Below are 18,691 nucleotides of genomic sequence, written 5' to 3'. Positions count from 1 at the left end.
CAGTCGGGCGAGTATAGCCGCGGTGCGTCGGGCGTCCGCGAGGCGGTAATCGTCTACCCGACGCCAGAATGCTGCACCTGCAGCATGACTTTGGAGCTTTGCGAATCGCTATCGCGACGGCCTACCATCGCGTTTTCGCCTGCCCGGGACCCAACCCCATGACGCTTCGCCATGCCCTGCTGCCGTTGCTGGTCGCAACCGCGCTGTCCGCCCACGCTGCCCCCCGCGGCCTCGATGTCCGCGACCTGGCGGCCATGGATCGGGTGTCCTCGCCCACGCTGTCGCCCAACGGCCGGATGGTCGTGTTTGCCAAGCGGGTGGTCGACCTGCCGGCCAACAAGTCGTCCACCTCGCTATGGGTCGAAGACCTGTTCGCGCGTGATGCCGCCCCGCCCAAGCGCCTGACGCCCGAGGGTTGGAACGTGAATTCGCCGGCGTTCGCGCCGGATGGCAAGACCGTGTACTTCCTGAGCGGCAAGTCGGGGTCGTCGCAGCTGTACGCCATTCCCGCGACGGGTGGCACCCCGCGGCAACTCACCGACGTGCCTGCCGACGTGGGCGGGTTCCAGATCTCGCCGGATGGGAAGCGCGTGGCCTTCAATACCGAGGCCTTCGTCGATTGCGGCACGGACCTCGCGTGCACGAAGCAGCGACTGGACAAGGCGGGGGAGCGCAAGAGCACTGGGCAGGTGTTCGATCGCATGTTCATCCGCCACTGGGATGCGTGGAACGACGGCCGTCTGAACCGCGTGTTCGTGGCCGCGTTGCCGCCATCGGGCAAGCCGGCGGTAGCCCGTGCCACGCTCGTCGGCGGCGATGTCGTCGGTGACGTGCCCTCGCGTCCGTTCGGCGACAGCACCGAGTACACCTGGGCACCCAACGGCAAGACGCTGGTGCTGAGCGCGCGCAAGGCCGACCGCGCCGAGCCGTGGTCCACCAACTTCGACCTCTACCAGGTCAACGCCGACGGTAGCGGCAAGGCGCGCAACCTCACCGCGGACAACCCGGCGTGGGACACCGGCGCCGTTTTCGCGCGCAACGGCCAGAAGCTGTTTTACCGCGCGATGAAGCGCCCGGGCTTCGAGGCCGATCGCTTCGCGCTGATGGAGATGGATCTCGCGACCGGCAAGCGCCGCGAAATCGCGCCGAAGTGGGATCGCTCGGCCGACAGCATCACCCTGTCCGCGGACGGCCAGACCATCTACACGCCGGCCGGCGACATGGGCCAGCACCCGCTGTTCGCGGTCCATGTCGCCAGCGGTGGTGTCACCCAGTTGGTCGGTGATGGCTCCATCGGCTCGGTGCAGTTGGCCGGTCCGACCCTCGCCTTTACCCGCAACAGCCTGAAGAGTGGCGACCAGATCATGACCGGCGGCATCAGCGGTGCTCCGCTGCGCGCGATCACGCCCAGCGCCGGCGAGATGCTCAAGGACGTGACGTTCGGCGACGTCGAACAGTTCAGCTTCAAGGGCTGGAATGGCGACACCGTGTACGGCTACGTGGTCAAGCCGTGGAATTACGAGGAAGGCAAGAAGTATCCGGTCGCGTTCCTGATCCACGGTGGTCCGCAGGGCAGCTTCGGCAACGGGTGGAGTTATCGCTGGAATCCGCAGACCTATGCGGGCCAGGGCTACGTGGCGGTGATGATCGACTTCCACGGTTCCACCGGCTACGGCCAGGCCTTCACGGATTCGATCAGCCAGCATTGGGGCGACCGTCCGCTGGAGGACCTGCAGAAGGGCTGGGCCGCCGCGCAGAAGCAGTACGACTTCATCGACGGCGACAAGGCCTGCGCGTTGGGCGCAAGCTACGGCGGCTTCATGGTCAACTGGATCGCCGGCAACTGGAACGGGCCGTGGAAGTGCCTGGTCAACCATGACGGGGTGTTCGACCAGCGCATGATGGGCTACGCCACCGAAGAACTGTGGTTCACCGAGTGGGAACAGGGTGGCACCCCGTACGACGTGCCGAAGAACTACGAGCAGTTCAACCCGGTCAACCACGTCAAGAACTGGAAGACGCCGATGCTGGTGATCCACGGCCAGCAGGACTTCCGTATCCCGGTGGAGCAGGGCATCGCCGCCTTCACCGCGCTGCAGCGCCAGGGCATCGATTCACAGTTCCTCTACTTCCCGGATGAGAACCATTGGGTTCTGAAGCCGCAGAACAGCATCCAGTGGCATGACACGGTCAACGGCTGGCTGAAGAAGCACATCGGCCAGTAGCGCACCCCGCTGCCGCGTCCGGCTCACGCCGGCGCGGCAGCTCCTCTAGACGAAATACGCGCGCACCGCGCAGGAGTAACGCCCTTGGCCGAGCCCGCCGCCCCAAACACTGCCTTGATCACCAATGATGCCGTCGTGCTCGGCTTGCTGGCCGTCACCTTGGGCGCCGTGTTCTGGACATCGTCCCGGGAAAGTGGCTTCTGGAAGAAGTTCTATGGGTACGTGCCGGCCCTGTTGATGTGTTACCTGCTGCCGGCCATCTACAACAGCATCGGCCTGATCGACGGCAACGCATCGGGCCTTTACCCGATGGCGCGCGACTACCTGCTGCCCAGCGCCCTCGTCCTGCTGTGCATCGCCATCGACCTGGGAGCGGTGCTTCGACTGGGACCCAAGGCCGTGATCATGTTCCTCACCGGCACGTTGGGCGTGATGGTTGGTGCACTGGTTTCGTTCGTCGCGATGGGGGTCATCCATCCCGATACCGTGAGCGGCGATACCTGGCGGGGCATGACGACGGTCGCCGGCAGCTGGATCGGTGGCGGCGCCAACCAGGCCGCGATGAAGGAGGTGTTCGCCGTCGATGCCACCCTCTTCGGCCAATTCGTGGCCGTGGACGTGCTGGTCGCCAACGTATGGATGGCAATCCTGCTGTTCCTGGCTGCCCGCGCCCCGGCGTTTGACCGCTGGACCGGGGCGGATACGAGTGCCATCGAGGACCTCAAGCGGCGGATGGAGGATTACCAGGCCCAGCATTCGCGCATTCCCACGCTGACCGACCTGATGGTCATCCTCGCCGTGGGCCTGGGGGCCACGGGCCTGTCGCATTTCCTGGCTGATCCGTTGGTCGCGTGGGTCAAGTCTCTGCCGGCGGAATGGCGCCTCCAGGATTACAGCCTGACGTCGGGCTTCTTCTGGCTGGTCGTCTTCGCCACCACCGTGGGGTTGCTGCTCAGTTTCACGCGAGCGCGCCTGTTGGAGGCGGTCGGCGCGTCGAAAGTGGGCTCGGCAATGCTCTACGTGCTGGTGGCCACCATCGGCATGCACATGGACCTGGGCGCATTGCTCGACCGCCCGTGGCTGTTCCTGCTCGGCCTGATCTGGATAGGCGTCCATGCATGCCTGATGCTGGGCATGGCAAAGTTGATCCGCGCTCCGCTGTTCTTCATGGCCGTGGGCTCGCAGGCCAACATCGGCGGCGCGGCTTCAGCCCCCGTGGTGGCTTCTGCATTCCACCCGGCGCTCGCGCCCGTGGGTGTGCTCCTGGCAGTACTGGGTTACGCGCTGGGTACCTATTGCGCCTACCTGACCGGTATCGCGCTACGCGTCCTCGCCGCCTGACCAGGCGCACAGGGCCCGGTTTGCCGGGCCCTGATGCTAGTCCGCGTGCGCTGCTCGTGGATGGCCGCGACGGCCGCGCGCTTGGACGGCGCTCAATTGAGCGGGCAGCCATCCGGGCCGTTGTTGATGCTGTCAAAGTACGTGGCGCGCGTCAGGATGGTGGGGCGCCATTGCGATTCCAGGCGATCGACCGTGGTGTCGATGATCTGCGCAGGCTCATCCTCGAAAGCCGTGCCCAAGGCTTCGGCATTGAGCAGCGCCGCGACGGCCGCGCGCAAGAGGATCTCCGTGGCGCCTTCCACGCCCGGCCCACCACCATAGTTGAGGGCTTCCAGGAAGGTGTCATCCGGTACGTACGTCACCGGGTTGGTGACGAAGACATCACGCAGCAACGTATTCGGCTCATACGGGAACGGCCATGAGTCGAAGTGCTGATCCTGCTTCCAGTAGCCGGGGGTACAACCGTTGTCGCCGTCCCAGGCCATCGCGCTGCTGGAGGCAAACGACAATGCGAGGGTGGCGACGACGCCAAGAATCGCGGAACGGGTGTTCATGGGAGAGGCTCCTTGTCTGGTCGAAGATGCGCCTCCCCCGCCTTCTGCCGTAGCGTGGCCGTATCGCCTGGCGTGAAGGAAGTCGCATATAGGCAAACGAAAGGCTTCCTCTCGTTCGGTCGACTTTATGGGGCCTCACCCATGCGGGGGAGCACGCTCCCCCGCATGTCGGAGCTTCAGCAGCAGCGGAATCCGCCGCCCCCGTAACGCGCGTCCTGCCGTTGCCGGAAGAATGTCGCGTAGTCGGGGATGGGCCGCTCGGGGTGCTTCTCCATCAGGTGCCGGACATAGTTGTCGTAGTCCGGCACCCCGCAACACAGCCGCGCCGTCTGCACCAGCCGTCGCCACACGCGGCGGTAGTTCTGGTACTCGCTGGCAGGAACAAGCGCGGTGCCCATCAGAGGTTCATCTCATGCGGCTTGAGCGCCACGTATGGTGTTTCACGGTCTGTGCGTGCCTCACCGCGGCGCGCCGCCAGGATGGCCTTGACCGAGTACACCAGCACCGCCAGCACAACGAACAGGAACAGCGCCGTGAGGCCCGCATTGACGTAGTTGTTGATCATCACCTGCTGCATCGCCCCCATGCTCTTGGCCGGCGCGATGATCTCGCCCGCGGCGATCGCGGCCTTGTACTTGTTGGCCTGCGCAAGGAAGCCGATGGCCGGGGTCGGGTCGAAGATCTTGATGAAGCCCGCCGCGGTGGTGCAGATCAGCAGCCAGGTGGTCGGGATGATGGTGACCCATGCGTAGCGGTCCTTCTTCATCTTGAACAGCACCACCGTGCACAGCATCAGCGCAATGCCCGCCAGCATCTGGTTGGCAATGCCGAACAGCGGCCACAGCATGTTGATGCCGCCCAGAGGGTCGGTGACGCCTTGGTACAGGAAGTAGCCCCACAGTGTCACGCAGCCGGCGGTGGCCAGCACGTTCGGGCCCCAGGCGTCGGTCTTGCGTAGCGCCGGCACGAAGTTGCCCAGCAGGTCCTGCAGCATGAAACGGCCGGCACGCGTGCCCGCATCCACCGCGGTAAGGATGAAGAGCGCTTCGAACAGGATGGCGAAGTGGTACCAGAACGCCATCATCCCTTCGCCCGGCAGTACCGCGTGCAGGATCTGCGCGATGCCCACCGCCAGCGTCGGCGCACCGCCGGCACGCGACAGGATCGATGCCTCACCGATGTCACTGGCGGTCTGCGACAGCACCTCCGGCGTGACCACGAAGCCCCATTGGGTGATGGTCTGCGCCGCACCCACCGGATCGGTGCCGATCACCGCGGCCGGACTGTTCATGGCGAAGTACACACCCGGATCGATGACCGAGGCCGCCACCATCGCCATGATCGCCACGAACGACTCCATCAGCATGCCGCCGTAACCGATGTAGCGCGCGTGGCCTTCATTCGCCAGCAGCTTGGGCGTGGTGCCCGAGCTGATCAGCGCGTGGAAGCCCGACACCGCGCCGCAGGCGATGGTGATGAACAGGAACGGGAACATGCCGCCCTTCCACACAGGGCCGGTGCCGTCGGTGAATTGGGTCAGCGCCGGCATGCGCAGGTCCGGCATCACGATGAAGATGCCGATGGCCAAGCCGACGATGGTGCCGATCTTGAGGAAGGTGGACAGGTAGTCACGTGGCGCCAGCACCAGCCACACCGGCAGCACCGCGGCGACGAAGCCATAGCCGATCAGCATCCAGGTTATCTGGGTGCCGGTAAAGGTGAACGCCGGACCCCACTCCGGATGCGCGGCGACCTTGCCACCCAACCAGATCGACAGCAGCAGGAGCGCGATGCCGACCACCGAGATCTCACCGATCTTGCCAGGTCGGATGTAGCGCATGTAGACGCCCATCAACACCGCGATCGGAATGGTGGCCATCACGGTGAACATGCCCCATGGGCTTTCGGCCAGCGCCTTCACCACGATCATCGCCAGCACCGCGAGGATGATGATCATGATCAGGAACGCTCCGAAGAGCGCGATCGTGCCGGGCACCTGGCCCATCTCCTCGCGAACCAGGTCACCCAGCGAGCGGCCGTTGCGGCGGCTGGACACGAACAGCACCATGAAGTCCTGCACCGCACCGGCCAGCACCACGCCAGCAATCAGCCACAGCGTGCCGGGCAGGTAGCCCATCTGCGCCGCCAGCACCGGACCGACCAGCGGGCCCGCGCCTGCGATCGCCGCGAAGTGGTGGCCGAACAGCACGTGCTTGTTGGTGGGCACGTAGTCCAGGCCGTCGTTGTTGATCACCGCGGGCGTGGCCCGGGTGGGATCCAGGCCCAGCACCTTGTTGGCGATGAACAGGCTGTAATAGCGGTATGCGACCAGATAGATCGACACCGCCGCCACAACAATCCACAGCGCATTGATCTGTTCGCCGCGTCGCAGTGCGAGCACCCCCAGACACACGGCGCCCAGCACGGCCAAAGCCGCCCAGGCCAACCTGGTGATTCCACCCTTCATGAAAAAGTCTCCGAATTGACTTCGGAAGAGTCACCCCCGGGCCGCGGGGGGTCAATCCGCACTGCGGCATAAACCGTGCAACTTTGGTCTATGCGCCGACCAAGGTCGAAGCCGGCCGCGGGAGGGCACTTACAACCAGCGCGCGCGCTTGAACATCCGGTACAGGACCAGGCAGGTCACCGCCACCACGCCGATCAAGGCCGCGTAGCTCCATTTCCCGGCAAGTTCGGGCATGTGCGTGAAGTTCATGCCATACCAGCTGGCGATCAGCGTCGGCGCGGCCAGCAGCGCCGCCCATGCACCCAGCCGCTTCACCACCTCGCCCTGGTGCACGGTCACCAGCGACAGGTTCACGCTCACGGCCGCGGTCAGCATCTCGCGCAGGGTGTCGGTGCTCTCGTTGAGGCGCACCGCGTGGTCGAGCACGTCGCGCATGTACAACTGGATCTCGTCGTCGATCAGCCCGCCGCGCGAGCGCGCCAGTTGCCCCAGGATGTCCTGCAGCGGCGACACCGCCATGCGCAATCGGGTCAGCTCACGCTTGAGGTCGTAGAGCTCTCGCACCGTGTTGGGGCGGAACTCGTTGGCGAAGATGTCCTGCTCCAGTTCGTTCAGCTCATGGTTGAAGCCATCGACAATCGGCATGAAGTTGTCGACCACCATGTCCAGCACCGCGTACAGGGCCGCGCCAGGGCCGTGGCGGAGGAGCTCCGGCTCGCGCTCCATGCGTGCGCGGGCCGCCTCATAGCTGGACGAAGCGCCGTGGCGCACCGTTACCAGGTAGCGCGGGCCGACGAACAGATGGGTTTCACCGAAGCGGATGCGGCTGTCGACCGTCTGCGCCGTGTGGATGGCGATGAACAGCGAGCTGCCGTATGTCTCCAGCTTCGGCCGCTGGTGCGCCTTGTGCGCGTCCTCGACCGCCAGGTCGTGCAGGTCGAACTCTTCCTGCAGCTTGTCGAGGATGTCCTCGTTGGGTTCGTACATCCCTACCCAGACGAAACTGCCGTCATCGACCGCCAGCACGTCGCTGATTGCATCCAGGGTGATGTCGCGACGCACGCCTTCGCGGTCGTAGGCGACACAGTTGATGACGCACTTGGGCAGGTCGGCGCGGCTCATGAGGGCAGATCGTGATGCGTTAGGGGCGCGCGCACAAGGCGCTCAGGGTCGACGCAGGCCCGCCAGCAGGCCGAGCTGGATCGGCAGGAGCAGGGCGATCCAGTGGGCGTTGCGCTGGGGCGCCAAGGGCAGCCAATGGGCGAACAGGCCGACCACCGCCAGGGCCGCTACCGCCGTCAGCAGTCCATTGAACCAGCCGCCCGGAGCTCGCCCGCGCAGCAGCCGCACCCCGCCGGGCAGCAGCAACCACGCCAGTGGGCTCAGCAGGAACAGGTTGTGGTTGGCCCAAGCGAAGCGGTGCTCGGTGCCCCACCACAGGAAGAGCAGCAATGAGCCCACTGCGCCCGACAACGTCCAGAAGGGCAGGGCGAGCGCCGCCGTGCCCCGCGGGTAGCGACGCCCGGCCCAGGCCAGCGCGCCCCCCAGCCCCAAGCCCCACAGGGCCCACAGCCACCAGCGCTGGCCGCGTTCTTGCGGTTCCGGCGCCAGACGATGCGCGAGTATCTCGTGCTGGCTGCGTACCACTGGGCGACCGTCCGGATGCTTGACGTCCACCAGGGCTGCGGCCAGCCGCATCGGCACGAACGCCTCGTCCCACAATGGCAGCGGGCGGTCGGCCGCCGGACCCAGGCCGACATCGAAGCCCAGCCACATCCAGAACTCCGGCGAGGCCAGGCGCATGGCCTCGCTGCGGTAGGTGTTGCCCTGCGATCGGCCTTCCAGCTGGCTGCGCAAGCGTCCCTGCAGGGCGCGGTCCAACGCGTCGCGGACCCGCGTGGAGCAGTTGTCGAGGAAGTAGTCGTAGCGGTAGCGCGCGTTTTCCGGCCGGGCATTGTCGGCCAGCGTGGCGGCCAGCTGCCGCGCGTCCTCGGCATGCAGGTCGAGCCATTGGATGCTCACGCCCCGGCCCGCGGCGTCGTAGGCGGCCAGGTCCTGGTCAATGGGCAGGGCGACCAGCTGATAGCGCATGTCGCCCCGGACGAAGCGCGACGTGAAGTCCGGTTCGCTCAGGTCGAAGAAGCCGAAGTTGTACGACGTGGCGGCGCGCGTCTCCGGGTCCACGACGACGATCGCGTCGTGGCCGAACCGCTCCCAGAAGATCTCGCCCGGCAGCATGGTCATCACGCCGATGTCCGGTGCGGCGCCGGTGGCGGGCGGGGACGGCGGTCCGGCTTCAGTGGGCGCAGCGGGCGGAGCAGCAGGCGGTCGGGGGGCGGCCGGTCGCCCCGCGGTTCCCTCGCCGGCGGTGGATGCCCCGGGGATGGTCGCAGTGGTCGCGGCCGTGCCAGCGGCCGATGCAGGCGAAATGGCGAAGCTTGTCGCATGCGCCACCGGTGCCGCCGTCGCCGCGGCATGGGTCGCGAAGCCGATGAGCGCCCACCCGAGCGCGCCCCTCGCGCGGGCGAGCCAGCCCATCCGTCGCGCCTGGCCCGTCATGCGGGCGCCACCGTCAGGCGTCACCCAGCACGCCCACGTGGAAGGCATGGATGCGGCGTGCGTCGGCGCTGGCCACGCGGAACACGAAACGGCCCAACGTCAGCTCCTCGCCCGCTTCCGGCAGGTGGCCAATGGCCGCCACGACCAAGCCGCCGATCGTGTCGTATTCGTCGTCGTCGAAGTCGGCCTTGAAGCGCTCGTTGAAATCGTCGATAGGCGTCAGCGCATCGACGACGAACTGGCCATCGGCCTGTGCCGCGATCAGCGCATTGGGGTCTTCGGCGTCGTCATGTTCGTCATCGATTTCGCCCACGATCTGTTCCAGCACGTCTTCGATGGTCACCAGACCCGCCACGCCGCCGTGTTCGTCGATGACGATCGCCATGTGGTTGCGGGACTGGCGGAACTCGCGCAGCAGCACGTCCAGGCGCTTGGACTCGGGAATCAGCACCGCGGGGCGCAGCAACTCGTGGATGGTGCCGGGGCCATGGTCGGCCACCACGCCTCGCAGCAGGTCCTTGGCCAGCAGGATGCCGAGGATCTCGTCCTTTTCCTCGCCGTGGACCGGGAAGCGCGAGTGGCCGGATTCGACCACCAGCTTCATCAGGTCAAGGAACTTGGCCTCGGCGGGCAGGGCGACCATCTGCGAGCGCGGGATCATCACATCGCCCACGGTCAGGTCGGAGACCGCGATGGCGCCTTCCATCATCCGCAGGGTATCGGCGGCGATCAGGCCATCGGCCTGGGCATCGCGCAGCAGCTCGACCAGGTCTTCACGGGTGGTGGGCTCGCCGGACAGCGCGGAGCTGATGCGTTCGAGCCAGGAGCGCCGTTCCGGCGCGTGGGCGTTACTACTGTCGTCCTCGGACATGGGGCATGGTCAAGCGCCCCCTGGGGGATGGGGGCATTCAGGAAGTCTAACGCGGTTGGCGCGCGAAACGGTGAAACCGCAGCGGGGCTGGGGGAGGGGGAACGGCCGCCGGGGGCGCGGGTCAACCTTCGACCGCGTACGGGTCTTCGACACCGAGTGACGCCAGGATTTCGCGCTCCAGTTGCTCCATGCAGTCGGCTTCGCGCTCGTCCTCGTGGTCCCACCCCAACAGGTGCAGCACGCCATGCACCGTCATGTGCGCGTAGTGCGCGGCCAACGCCTTGCCCTGTTCATGCGCTTCGCGGGCGACCACGGGCGCGCAGATCACCAGATCGCCCAGCAGCGGCATCTTGACGCCTTCCGGCAGGCCTTCGGGCATCTCCGCCGGGAAGCTCAGCACATTGGTCGGGTAATCCTTGCCACGGTAGTGGTGGTTCATCGACTGGCCCTCCTTGGCGTCGACGATGCGGATCGCCAGGTCGGCTTCGCGGATGCGCCCCTCCAGTGCCGCGGCCACCCACTTGCGGAAACTCGTGGGCGACGGAATGCCGGCGCGCGGCAGGCCGTAGCTGATGGAGACGTCGAGACGGGTGGGGCCTACAGTCATGGCAAGGGACCGATGATCAGTGGGAGGGCGATTCAGGACGCGACGCCGGTTTGCGCGTTCTTCTCGTCGCGCGTGTCGTAGGCGTCGACGATGCGCGCCACCAGCGGGTGGCGCACCACGTCGCGCGCTTCGAAGAAGGTGAAGCTGATGCCGTTCACCTGGTGCAGCACCTCCAGCGCGTCCTTCAGGCCGGACTTCTGGTGGCGCGGCAGGTCGATCTGGGTCATGTCACCCGTCACCACGGCGGTGCTGCCGTAGCCGATGCGGGTCAGGAACATCTTCATCTGCTCGATCGTGGTGTTCTGCGCTTCGTCGAGGATGACAAACGCATCGTTAAGCGTGCGTCCGCGCATGTACGCCAGCGGCGCGATCTCGATGACGTTCTTCTCCAGCAACTTCACCACCTTCTCCACGCCGAGCATCTCGTACAGCGCGTCGTACAGCGGGCGCAGGTACGGGTCGACCTTCTGCGTGAGGTCGCCGGGCAGGAAGCCGAGCTTCTCGCCAGCTTCCACCGCCGGGCGCACCAGGATCAGGCGTTGCACGCGGCCTTCGTTCAGTGCTTCCACCGCGCTGGCTACGGCGAGGTAGGTTTTGCCCGTTCCGGCGGGGCCGATGCCGAAGTTGATGTCGTGCACCGCGATGGCATGCAGGTACTTCGCCTGGTTGGCGCCGCGCCCGCGGATCGTTCCGCGCTTGGTGCGGATAGACACTTCCTGCGGCTCGATGTCCTCCTCGGCCACGCGGTCGGCGTCGGCCTCGGCCAGGCGCAGGTGGATGGCGGGCTCGTCCAGGGTCTCGTTGGCCGCGTCGGTCCACAGGTCCCGGAGCAGGCGCTCGGCCTTGCCCACGGCGGACTTCGGACCCACGACGCGGAACACGTTGCCGCGGTTGGCGATTTCCACACCGAGGCGCAGCTCGATCATGCGCAGGTGGCCATCGAACGGACCACTGAGGTTGGCGAGGCGCTCGGCCTCGGGTGGGTCGAGGGTGAATTCGGAAGTTGTTCTCGAAGACATGGGGGACTGGGTCGGGGATGGGCGCAATGGGGGTGGGTGCGCAGATTGTCAGCTTGCGCCTGTCGCCGCTTTTTCGCAAAGTGCCGCGACAGTTCATTCAGCAGGATGCCGCAATGCGTGCATACAAGCCTTCACGGATCGTTCTGGTCGCCGCGTTGTCGCTGGTGGCCACGGCGATCCCGGCCCACGCGGCCAAGGTCACCGTGCTTACCGCAGCCCGGATCCACACGATGGACACCGCGCATCCGCGCGCGCAGGCAATGGCCTACGACGACAACGGTGCGATTCTTGCGCTGGGCGATAGCGCTACGTTGCTGGGGAAGTACCCGAATGCAGCTCGCATCGACGTGGGCTCGGCCACCGTAGTGCCTGGCCTGATCGACGCCCACGGCCACGTGGCAGGACTCGGCCTGACGAAGCTGCGTGCCAATCTCGTCGACACCCGCAGCAAGGCCGAGGTGCTGCAGCGGCTGCGCGAATTCGCGAAGGAGCTGCCGCCTGGTGCCTGGCTGCTCGGTCGCGGTTGGGACCAGAACGACTGGCCGGACAAGCAGTTCCCGACGGCTGCCGACCTGGATGCCGTATTCCCGGATCGCCCGGTGTGGCTGCGCCGCGTGGACGGCCACGCAGCCTGGGGCAATACCGCGGCTCTGCGCGTCGTGAAGCGCGACCTGAGGGGTGACTGGCAACCTGACGGCGGCCAGATCCTGCGCGACGCCCATGGTGCCCCGGCGGGCGTGTTCGTCGATGCCGCGATGGATCTCGTCGAGACGGCCATGCCGGCGATGGACGACGCCACCGCCGAGCGGGCGCTGGTCCTGGGGATGCAGTCCGCCGTCGAACACGGCTTGACCGGCGTGCACGACGCTGGCGTGTCGCTGTCTCAGTTGCGTGCCTACCAGCGCCTCGCCGACCGCCGTGCCATGCCGCTTCGTGTGTATGCGATGGCGGACGGCGATGGCGCCGCGCTCGACGCGCTGTGCACGCGCGGGCTGTACCGCCACGCCGGCGGCCGCCTTGAGATGCGTGCTCTGAAGCTCTATGCCGACGGTGCCCTCGGCAGCCGCGGCGCGGCCATGCTCGAACCATACAGCGACGATCACGCCAATCGCGGCCTGCTGCTGATGAAGCCGGAGGAACTGGCCCGCGTCACGGCCAAGGCCCGCGACTGCGGCGTGCAGGTGGCCACCCACGCCATCGGCGACCGCGGCAACCGCGAGGTGATCGATGCCTATGCCCGCGCACTCGGCAGCGTGCGCCCCGATGAGTACCGCTGGCGCATCGAGCATGCGCAGGTGCTGTCCCTCGAGGACCTGCCGCGATTGGCCCCCCTGGGCATCATCGCGTCCATGCAGCCCACGCACGCCACCAGTGACATGCCCTGGGCCGAGGATCGCGTGGGGCCCCAGCGTATCGTCGGCGCGTATGCATGGCGGCAGTTGCGCGACACGGGCACGCGGCTGGCCCTGGGTTCGGATTTTCCGGTCGAGTCGGTGGACCCGCGTTTGGGCCTGTATGCGGCCGCCACCCGCGCCGATACGGAAGGCACGCCCACCGGCGGCTGGCACCCGGAAGAGAAACTGACGGCCTACGAAGCCCTGCGCGGCTTCACCCTGGATGCGGCCTACGCCGGTTTCGCCGAGACGCGGGTGGGCAGCCTGGTGGCCGGTAAACGCGCGGACTTTGTCGTGCTGGCGCAGGACCCGCTGGCCATACCGCCCGCGCAGTTGCGCACGCTGCACGTGCAGGCGACCTATGTCGACGGCCGTTCCGTCTACACGGTCGGCGAGGGAGCGGGCGCGTCGCCCAGGTAAGGGTGGGCTCGTTGCGCGAGTAGGTTTGACGCCCGTTGCGCGCACCATGGGCAGTGCCGCTCGTCGGCTGTGTCTTGCAATTAATTATCTAATCAATTAATTAATCGGCATGGCCACGACCAAGAACCAGCCCAAATCCCGCCGCCGCGCGCCCGGGCGCCCGGCCGCCGACGGGGCGGACCTGCGCGAACGCCTGCTCGATGCGGCCATCGCTTGCTACGTGAGGCAAGGCATCGCCGGCGCGTCGCTGCGGATGATCGCCACCGAAGCCGGCACCACGCCAGCCCTGTTGCATTACTACTTTGGCGACAAGCAACAGCTGCAGGAAGCCGTCGCACACGAGCGCGTCCTGCCCACGCTCGGCATCGTCATTGCCGAAGTGACCGCAGCCGGCGACGACATCGCCGCGGTCATCGCCGCTTTCGTCAGGGGGCTGGGCAAGGCCGTCGCATCGTCACCCTGGCTGCCCCCGCTGTGGGTGCGAGAGGTGCTGTGCGAAGGCGGCGCCCTTCGCGGACTGCTGGTGGACACCATCGCGCCCAGGGTGCCGGCACTGCTGGTCCAGCGATTGGCACAGGCACAACGCCAAGGGGGACTGAATCCCGACCTGGATCCGCGCTTGCTGGTGGTCTCGCTCGTGGGATTGACCCTGTTCCCGGCGGCCAGCGCGGGAATATGGAAATCCGTGTTCGGCGCGGACGACGTGACCCCGGACATGCTCCACCAGCACACCATTGCCCTGCTGGACCGCGGGCTGGAGTTGCGTGATGCGAAGTGACTTGATGATTGCCCGGCTTGCTGGCGCCCTAGTCATGGCGGCGGTCGTCGGTTGCACGCCCACCCAGCCGCAGGCCCTGGGCACGTTGGAATACGACCGCATCACCGTGCCGTCGCCCGCCGCCGAGCGCATCGTCGCCATCGAGGTCAGGGAGGGCGAACGCGTCGCCGAGGGGCAACCCCTGCTACGGCTGGACCGCATCCGGGTGGCCGCCGTCACCGACGCCGCGCGTGCGGACGAGGACCGCGGACGCGCGGCATTGGCCGAACTGGAGGCGGGGCCGCGGCAAGAGGCGATCGACCGTGCTCGTGCCACCCTCGCCGCCGCGGAGGCCCAGGCGCGCGACTCCGAGGCCTACTACCGTCGCGTGCAGCCCTTGGGCGCGCGGCAGCTGGTCGCCGCCGCCGAGGTCGACCGCGCCCGCGCGGCCGCGAGCCAGACGATCGCCCAAGTGGCCGCCGCCCGCGCGGCGCTCGACGAACTGCGCCATGGCACGCGCGCCGAGCAGATTGCGCAGGGCGAAGCCGCCGCCCGTGCGGCCAGCGCGCAGGTCGTGGCGCAGCAGGCGACACTCGACAAACTGGTGGTGGTCGCGCCCCGCGCCGCACGGATCGACAGCCTGCCGTACCGGCTCGGCGACCAGGCTCCCGTGGGCGCGCCGCTCGCCATCCTGCTGGTAGGCGACGCACCGTACGCGCGCATCTACGTGCCCGAGCCGCTGCGTGCCGCCGTGGCCGTCGGCACCCACGTGCGCGTGCACGTTGATGGTCATGCCGAGGCGCTGTCTGGCACCGTCCGCATGATCCGCAGCGAGCCCACCTACACCCCGTACTACGCCCTCGTTGGCGACGACGCCGCGCGCCTGAGCTATCTGGCCGAAGTGGCCCTCGGCACCGATGCCGCCAACCTGCCGGCCGGGGTGCCCGTTCGGGTGTCGTTCGAAGAGTCGCCTCCCCGTGATTGAGACCGACGCCCAGGTCGTCATCCGCACCCGCGGCCTGACCAAGCGCTTCGGCGACCTGGTGGCCGTGGATGCGGTGGATCTGGACGTGCCGCGGGGTCATGTCTACGGCTTCCTCGGACCCAACGGCTCGGGCAAGTCCACCACGATCCGCATGCTGTGCGGCCTGCTGACGCCGTCGGCCGGCAACGTCCGCGTGCTCGGACTGGACATTCCGCGCGAAGCCGAGGCCCTCCGGCTGCGCATCGGCTACATGACCCAGCGGTTCTCGCTGTTCGAGGACCTGACCGTGCACGAGAACCTTGAGTTCATGGCCACCGTGCAGGGACTGTCGCGGCACGACGCGCGCCGCCGCATCGACGAGTTGCTGCAGCAATACCACTTCGGCGATCGCAGCCGGCAACTGGCCGGCACCATGAGTGGGGGCCAGAAGCAGCGCCTCGCACTGGCCTGTGCCGTGGTCCATCGGCCGGAGCTGCTTTTCCTTGACGAACCCACCAGCGCCGTCGACCCCGAGTCGCGCCGCGACTTCTGGGAAAAGCTCTTCGAGCTGGCCGACGCCGGAACCACGCTGCTGGTCTCCACCCACTACATGGACGAAGCCGAGCGCTGCCATCGCCTGGCCATCCTTGACCGCGGCGTGCTGGTGGCCGACGGCACGCCCGCCGCGCTCACTGCGGCACTGGCGGCGCGCGTACTGCGCGTGGACGCCGACCAGCCGCGTCGGGCGCAACAGGCGGTGATGGGTGTGCCGGGCGTCGTCAGTGCCGCCCAGATTGGGAACACGGTCCGCGTCCTGCTGTCCGGTGACGCGGTGGGGGAGGGCGCCGGCCGCGTCCGCCATGCACTGCACGGCGAAGGAGTACAGGCCAACGTCACGTCCGCCGAGCCCAACCTCGAGGACGTATTTGTCGCCGCAACGCAACGCGGCCCCACGCGGGAGCTGGCATGAACCTGCGTCGCCTGCTCGCGGTGATGACCAAGGAGCTGCGGCAGATGCGGCGCGACCGCATCACCCTGGCGATGATCATCCTCGTGCCCGTGCTGCAACTGGCGCTGTTCGGCTATGCGATCAACACCAACGTACGCGGGCTGTCCGCAGGCATCGTCGACGAGGCTGGCACCGCAGGCTCGCGGGCGCTGGTCATGGACATGCTCGCCACCGGCGTGGTCGCGCCCGTGGCCGACGCGACCACGCCCGCGCAACTGATGGCGTGGCTGCAGCGCGGCGAGATCGCCGTGGGCATCCACGTGCCACGGGACTTCGAGCGCCGGCGCATGGACGGGCGTGAGGTCGCGCAGGTGCTGGTCGATGGCAGCGACACCGCGGTGCAGGGCGCCGCGGCGCAACTGGCGCAATTGCCCGTGGACGGCATTGCGGTGATGGCCTTGCCGACCGGGGTGACTGGCCCACGAGCCTCCACGCCGCCGACGCGGCCCATCAGCGTGGTCAGCTTCTACAATCCCGAGCGCCGTTCGGCAGTGAACATCGTGCCCGGCCTGATCGGGGTGATTCTCACGATGACCATGGTGCTGTTCACCGGCGTGGCCATCGTGCGCGAACGCGAGCGGGGCAACATGGAACTGCTCATCGCCACGCCCATCACCAGCGCGGAACTGATGATCGGCAAGGTGCTGCCGTACGTGGCGATCGGCTTGGTGCAGACCACGGTCGTGCTCGCACTGGGCGTGTGGCTGTTCAAGGTGCCCGTGCGCGGCAGCCTGTTGGACGTCTACCTCGCGGCAGGCCTGCTGATCGTCGCCAACCTCACCCTGGGCCTGCTGATCTCGACCAAGGCCAGATCGCAGTTCCAGGCGATGCAGATGACGTTCTTCGTGTTCCTGCCTTCGATCCTGCTGTCGGGCTTCATGTTCCCGTTCAGTGGCATGCCGAAGGCGGTGCAGTGGTTGGCCGAGGTGCTGCCGCTGACCCATTTCCTGCGCCTGATCCGCGGTGTGATGCTGCGCGGCGCCGCCCTGCCGGACCTGTGGCCCGACGTACTCGCGCTGCTGGCCTTCACCGCCGTGATGATGACGCTCGCGATCGCACGTTTCCGCAAACGCCTGGATTGACCTCAGTCCGACCCCACCACCCGCCCACGCAGCGAATTGCTCAGCGCCTCGGTGATCACCACATCCACGAACTGCCCCACCAGCCGCGCCGGCGCCGGGAAGTTCACCGAGCGCATGTTCTCGGTCTTGCCGGTCAACTCATTCGGGTTCTTTTTCGACGGCCCTTCCACCAGCACCTTCTGCGTGCTGCCCACCATCGCTGCCGAGATCTTCGCGGCATTGGCGTTGATCGTCGCCTGCAGGCGCGACAGGCGCGCATGCTTCTCCTCGCTGGTCACCGTGTCTTCAAGGTCGGCGGCCGGCGTACCCGGGCGCCGTGAGTAGATGAACGAGAACGACTGATCGAAGCCCACGTCCTCGATCAGCTTCATCGTCTTCTCGAAGTCCGCGTCGGTCTCGCCCGGGAAGCCCACGATGAAGTCCGACGAGATCGAGATGTCCGGCCGCACCGCACGCAGCTTGCGGATCTTCTGCTTGAACTCCAGCGCCGTGTAGCCGCGCTTCATCGCCGACAGGATGCGGTCGCTGCCGGCCTGCACCGGCAGGTGCAGGAAGTTGGCCAGCTTGGACACGTCGCGGTAGGCCTCGATCAGCGAGTCGCTGAACTCCAGCGGGTGCGAAGTGGTGAAACGGATGCGGTCGATCCCGTCGATCTCGGCGATGGCGCGGATCAGCAGGCCCAGGTCGGCCAGCTCGGACTCGGCGCCTTCTTCGGTCGCGATGGGACCCCGGTAAGCGTTGACGTTCTGGCCCAGCAGCGTCACCTCGCGTACGCCCTGCGCGGCCAGCTCCGCCACTTCCACCAGCACATCCTCGAACGGCCGGCTGATCTCCTCGCCGCGGGTATACGGCACCACGCAGAACGAGCAGTACTTGCTGCAACCCTCCATGATCGACACGAACGCGCTCGGACCGTCGGCACGTGGCTCGGGCAGGCGGTCGAACTTCTCGATCTCGGGGAAGGAGATGTCCACCTGCGGCTTGCCGGTCTCGCGCTTGGCCTGGATCAGCTCCGGCAGGCGGTGCAGGGTCTGTGGGCCAAATACCAGGTCGACGTACGGCGCGCGCTTGACGATGGCCTCGCCTTCCTGCGACGCCACGCAGCCGCCCACGCCAATCAGCACCGGCTTGTCGCCCTGCTTGAGCTGCTTCCACCGGCCGAGCAGGCTGAACACCTTGTCCTGCGCCTTTTCGCGGATGGAGCAGGTGTTGACCAGCACCACGTCGGCCTCGGCCGGGTTGTCGGTCAGCTCCAGGCCCTCCGCGGCGGCCAGCACGTCGGCCATGCGCGCCGAGTCGTACTCGTTCATCTGGCAGCCGTGGGTTTCGATGAACAGCTTGCCGCGGGCCGGCAGGGCGGGAGCGGAAGCAGTCGTGGCGGCGGCAGCCGACGGCTGCGCGGGGAGGGCGGTATCGGTCATG

General features: G+C 67.3%; 16 protein-coding genes. 7 read left to right on the top strand and 9 right to left on the bottom strand.

Annotation, left to right across the window (positions count from 1 at the left end):
* Positions 1–158: 158 nt before the first annotated feature.
* Positions 159–2,225, top strand: coding sequence for a S9 family peptidase (locus AC3ARF_RS11155; RefSeq protein WP_498927932.1), 2,067 nt, complete (start codon positions 159–161; stop codon positions 2,223–2,225).
* 84 nt (positions 2,226–2,309) lie between these two features.
* Positions 2,310–3,566: a DUF819 family protein gene (locus AC3ARF_RS11150; RefSeq protein WP_498927930.1), complete on the top strand. Its 1,257-nt coding sequence runs from the start codon at positions 2,310–2,312 to the stop codon at positions 3,564–3,566.
* A gap of 92 nt (positions 3,567–3,658) precedes the next feature.
* Here the strand turns inward: AC3ARF_RS11150 and AC3ARF_RS11145 are convergent, their stop codons facing one another.
* The 8 genes from AC3ARF_RS11145 to AC3ARF_RS11110 form a co-directional block, all read right to left on the bottom strand.
* Complete coding sequence (locus AC3ARF_RS11145; RefSeq protein ID WP_498927928.1) at positions 3,659–4,120, bottom strand: hypothetical protein; 462 nt, start codon at positions 4,118–4,120, stop codon at positions 3,659–3,661.
* 176 nt (positions 4,121–4,296) lie between these two features.
* A complete protein-coding gene (locus AC3ARF_RS11140) occupies positions 4,297–4,518 on the bottom strand; it encodes a YbdD/YjiX family protein (RefSeq protein ID WP_498927926.1) in 222 nt (73 codons plus the stop codon).
* Positions 4,518–6,587: a carbon starvation CstA family protein gene (locus AC3ARF_RS11135; protein ID WP_498927924.1), complete on the bottom strand. Its 2,070-nt coding sequence runs from the start codon at positions 6,585–6,587 to the stop codon at positions 4,518–4,520. Before AC3ARF_RS11135 ends, AC3ARF_RS11140 begins: the two co-directional genes overlap by 1 nt.
* 129 nt (positions 6,588–6,716) lie before the next feature.
* Positions 6,717–7,709: a magnesium and cobalt transport protein CorA gene (locus AC3ARF_RS11130; RefSeq protein WP_498927922.1), complete on the bottom strand. Its 993-nt coding sequence runs from the start codon at positions 7,707–7,709 to the stop codon at positions 6,717–6,719.
* A 42-nt stretch (positions 7,710–7,751) separates the two neighbouring features.
* Positions 7,752–9,125 carry a lipoprotein N-acyltransferase Lnb domain-containing protein gene (locus AC3ARF_RS11125; protein WP_498927921.1) on the bottom strand — a complete coding sequence of 458 codons (1,374 nt, stop codon included), beginning with the start codon at positions 9,123–9,125 and terminating at the stop codon, positions 7,752–7,754.
* 34 nt (positions 9,126–9,159) lie between these two features.
* Positions 9,160–10,017 (bottom strand): CorC family transporter, encoded by an 858-nt coding sequence (locus AC3ARF_RS11120; protein WP_498927919.1) that lies wholly within the window; start codon positions 10,015–10,017, stop codon positions 9,160–9,162.
* A 121-nt stretch (positions 10,018–10,138) separates the two neighbouring features.
* A complete protein-coding gene (gene ybeY, locus AC3ARF_RS11115; RefSeq protein ID WP_498927917.1) occupies positions 10,139–10,624 on the bottom strand; it encodes an rRNA maturation RNase YbeY in 486 nt (161 codons plus the stop codon).
* A gap of 32 nt (positions 10,625–10,656) precedes the next feature.
* Positions 10,657–11,643, bottom strand: coding sequence for a PhoH family protein (locus tag AC3ARF_RS11110; RefSeq protein WP_498927915.1), 987 nt, complete (start codon positions 11,641–11,643; stop codon positions 10,657–10,659).
* Between the two features lie 113 nt (positions 11,644–11,756).
* Here AC3ARF_RS11110 and AC3ARF_RS11105 point away from each other — a divergent pair, with 113 nt between their 5' ends.
* The 5 genes from AC3ARF_RS11105 to AC3ARF_RS11085 all read left to right on the top strand — a co-directional run bounded on the left by AC3ARF_RS11105 (position 11,757) and on the right by AC3ARF_RS11085 (position 17,269).
* Positions 11,757–13,457, top strand: coding sequence for an amidohydrolase (locus AC3ARF_RS11105; protein WP_498927913.1), 1,701 nt, complete (start codon positions 11,757–11,759; stop codon positions 13,455–13,457).
* 109 nt (positions 13,458–13,566) lie between these two features.
* Positions 13,567–14,235: a TetR/AcrR family transcriptional regulator gene (locus tag AC3ARF_RS11100; protein WP_498927911.1), complete on the top strand. Its 669-nt coding sequence runs from the start codon at positions 13,567–13,569 to the stop codon at positions 14,233–14,235.
* Positions 14,225–15,199 (top strand): HlyD family secretion protein, encoded by a 975-nt coding sequence (locus AC3ARF_RS11095; RefSeq protein ID WP_498927909.1) that lies wholly within the window; start codon positions 14,225–14,227, stop codon positions 15,197–15,199. Before AC3ARF_RS11100 ends, AC3ARF_RS11095 begins: the two co-directional genes overlap by 11 nt.
* 19 nt (positions 15,200–15,218) lie before the next feature.
* Positions 15,219–16,148: an ABC transporter ATP-binding protein gene (locus AC3ARF_RS11090; RefSeq protein WP_498931843.1), complete on the top strand. Its 930-nt coding sequence runs from the start codon at positions 15,219–15,221 to the stop codon at positions 16,146–16,148.
* Entirely contained in the window at positions 16,145–17,269 is a 1,125-nt protein-coding gene (locus tag AC3ARF_RS11085) for an ABC transporter permease (RefSeq protein ID WP_498927907.1), read from the top strand. Before AC3ARF_RS11090 ends, AC3ARF_RS11085 begins: the two co-directional genes overlap by 4 nt.
* A 2-nt stretch (positions 17,270–17,271) precedes the next feature.
* On the opposite strand, the gene miaB is transcribed toward AC3ARF_RS11085, so the two are convergent.
* Positions 17,272–18,690 (bottom strand): tRNA (N6-isopentenyl adenosine(37)-C2)-methylthiotransferase MiaB, encoded by a 1,419-nt coding sequence (miaB, locus tag AC3ARF_RS11080; RefSeq protein WP_498927905.1) that lies wholly within the window; start codon positions 18,688–18,690, stop codon positions 17,272–17,274.
* Position 18,691: the final 1 nt, after the last annotated feature.

It is taken from the genome of Lysobacter sp. KACC 24251 (genome assembly GCF_057747755.1).
The sequence above is the reverse complement of the archived record's forward strand: the minus strand, read 5'-3'. Positions and strand labels throughout refer to the sequence as shown.

What these genes read in the sequence shown, in the direction of transcription:
- AC3ARF_RS11155 (WP_498927932.1), top strand. Translation starts at nt 159, where the DNA reads ATGACGCTTCGCCATGCCCTGCTGCCGTTGCTGGTCGCAACCGCGCTG.
- AC3ARF_RS11145 (WP_498927928.1), bottom strand. Translation starts at nt 4,120, where the DNA reads ATGAACACCCGTTCCGCGATTCTTGGCGTCGTCGCCACCCTCGCATTG.
- AC3ARF_RS11140 (WP_498927926.1), bottom strand. Translation starts at nt 4,518, where the DNA reads ATGGGCACCGCGCTTGTTCCTGCCAGCGAGTACCAGAACTACCGCCGC.
- AC3ARF_RS11135 (WP_498927924.1), bottom strand. Translation starts at nt 6,587, where the DNA reads ATGAAGGGTGGAATCACCAGGTTGGCCTGGGCGGCTTTGGCCGTGCTG.
- AC3ARF_RS11130 (WP_498927922.1), bottom strand. Translation starts at nt 7,709, where the DNA reads ATGAGCCGCGCCGACCTGCCCAAGTGCGTCATCAACTGTGTCGCCTAC.
- AC3ARF_RS11125 (WP_498927921.1), bottom strand. Translation starts at nt 9,125, where the DNA reads ATGGGCTGGCTCGCCCGCGCGAGGGGCGCGCTCGGGTGGGCGCTCATC.
- AC3ARF_RS11120 (WP_498927919.1), bottom strand. Translation starts at nt 10,017, where the DNA reads ATGTCCGAGGACGACAGTAGTAACGCCCACGCGCCGGAACGGCGCTCC.
- ybeY (WP_498927917.1), bottom strand. Translation starts at nt 10,624, where the DNA reads ATGACTGTAGGCCCCACCCGTCTCGACGTCTCCATCAGCTACGGCCTG.
- AC3ARF_RS11110 (WP_498927915.1), bottom strand. Translation starts at nt 11,643, where the DNA reads ATGTCTTCGAGAACAACTTCCGAATTCACCCTCGACCCACCCGAGGCC.
- AC3ARF_RS11105 (WP_498927913.1), top strand. Translation starts at nt 11,757, where the DNA reads ATGCGTGCATACAAGCCTTCACGGATCGTTCTGGTCGCCGCGTTGTCG.
- AC3ARF_RS11100 (WP_498927911.1), top strand. Translation starts at nt 13,567, where the DNA reads ATGGCCACGACCAAGAACCAGCCCAAATCCCGCCGCCGCGCGCCCGGG.
- AC3ARF_RS11095 (WP_498927909.1), top strand. Translation starts at nt 14,225, where the DNA reads ATGCGAAGTGACTTGATGATTGCCCGGCTTGCTGGCGCCCTAGTCATG.
- AC3ARF_RS11085 (WP_498927907.1), top strand. Translation starts at nt 16,145, where the DNA reads ATGAACCTGCGTCGCCTGCTCGCGGTGATGACCAAGGAGCTGCGGCAG.
- miaB (WP_498927905.1), bottom strand. Translation starts at nt 18,690, where the DNA reads ATGACCGATACCGCCCTCCCCGCGCAGCCGTCGGCTGCCGCCGCCACG.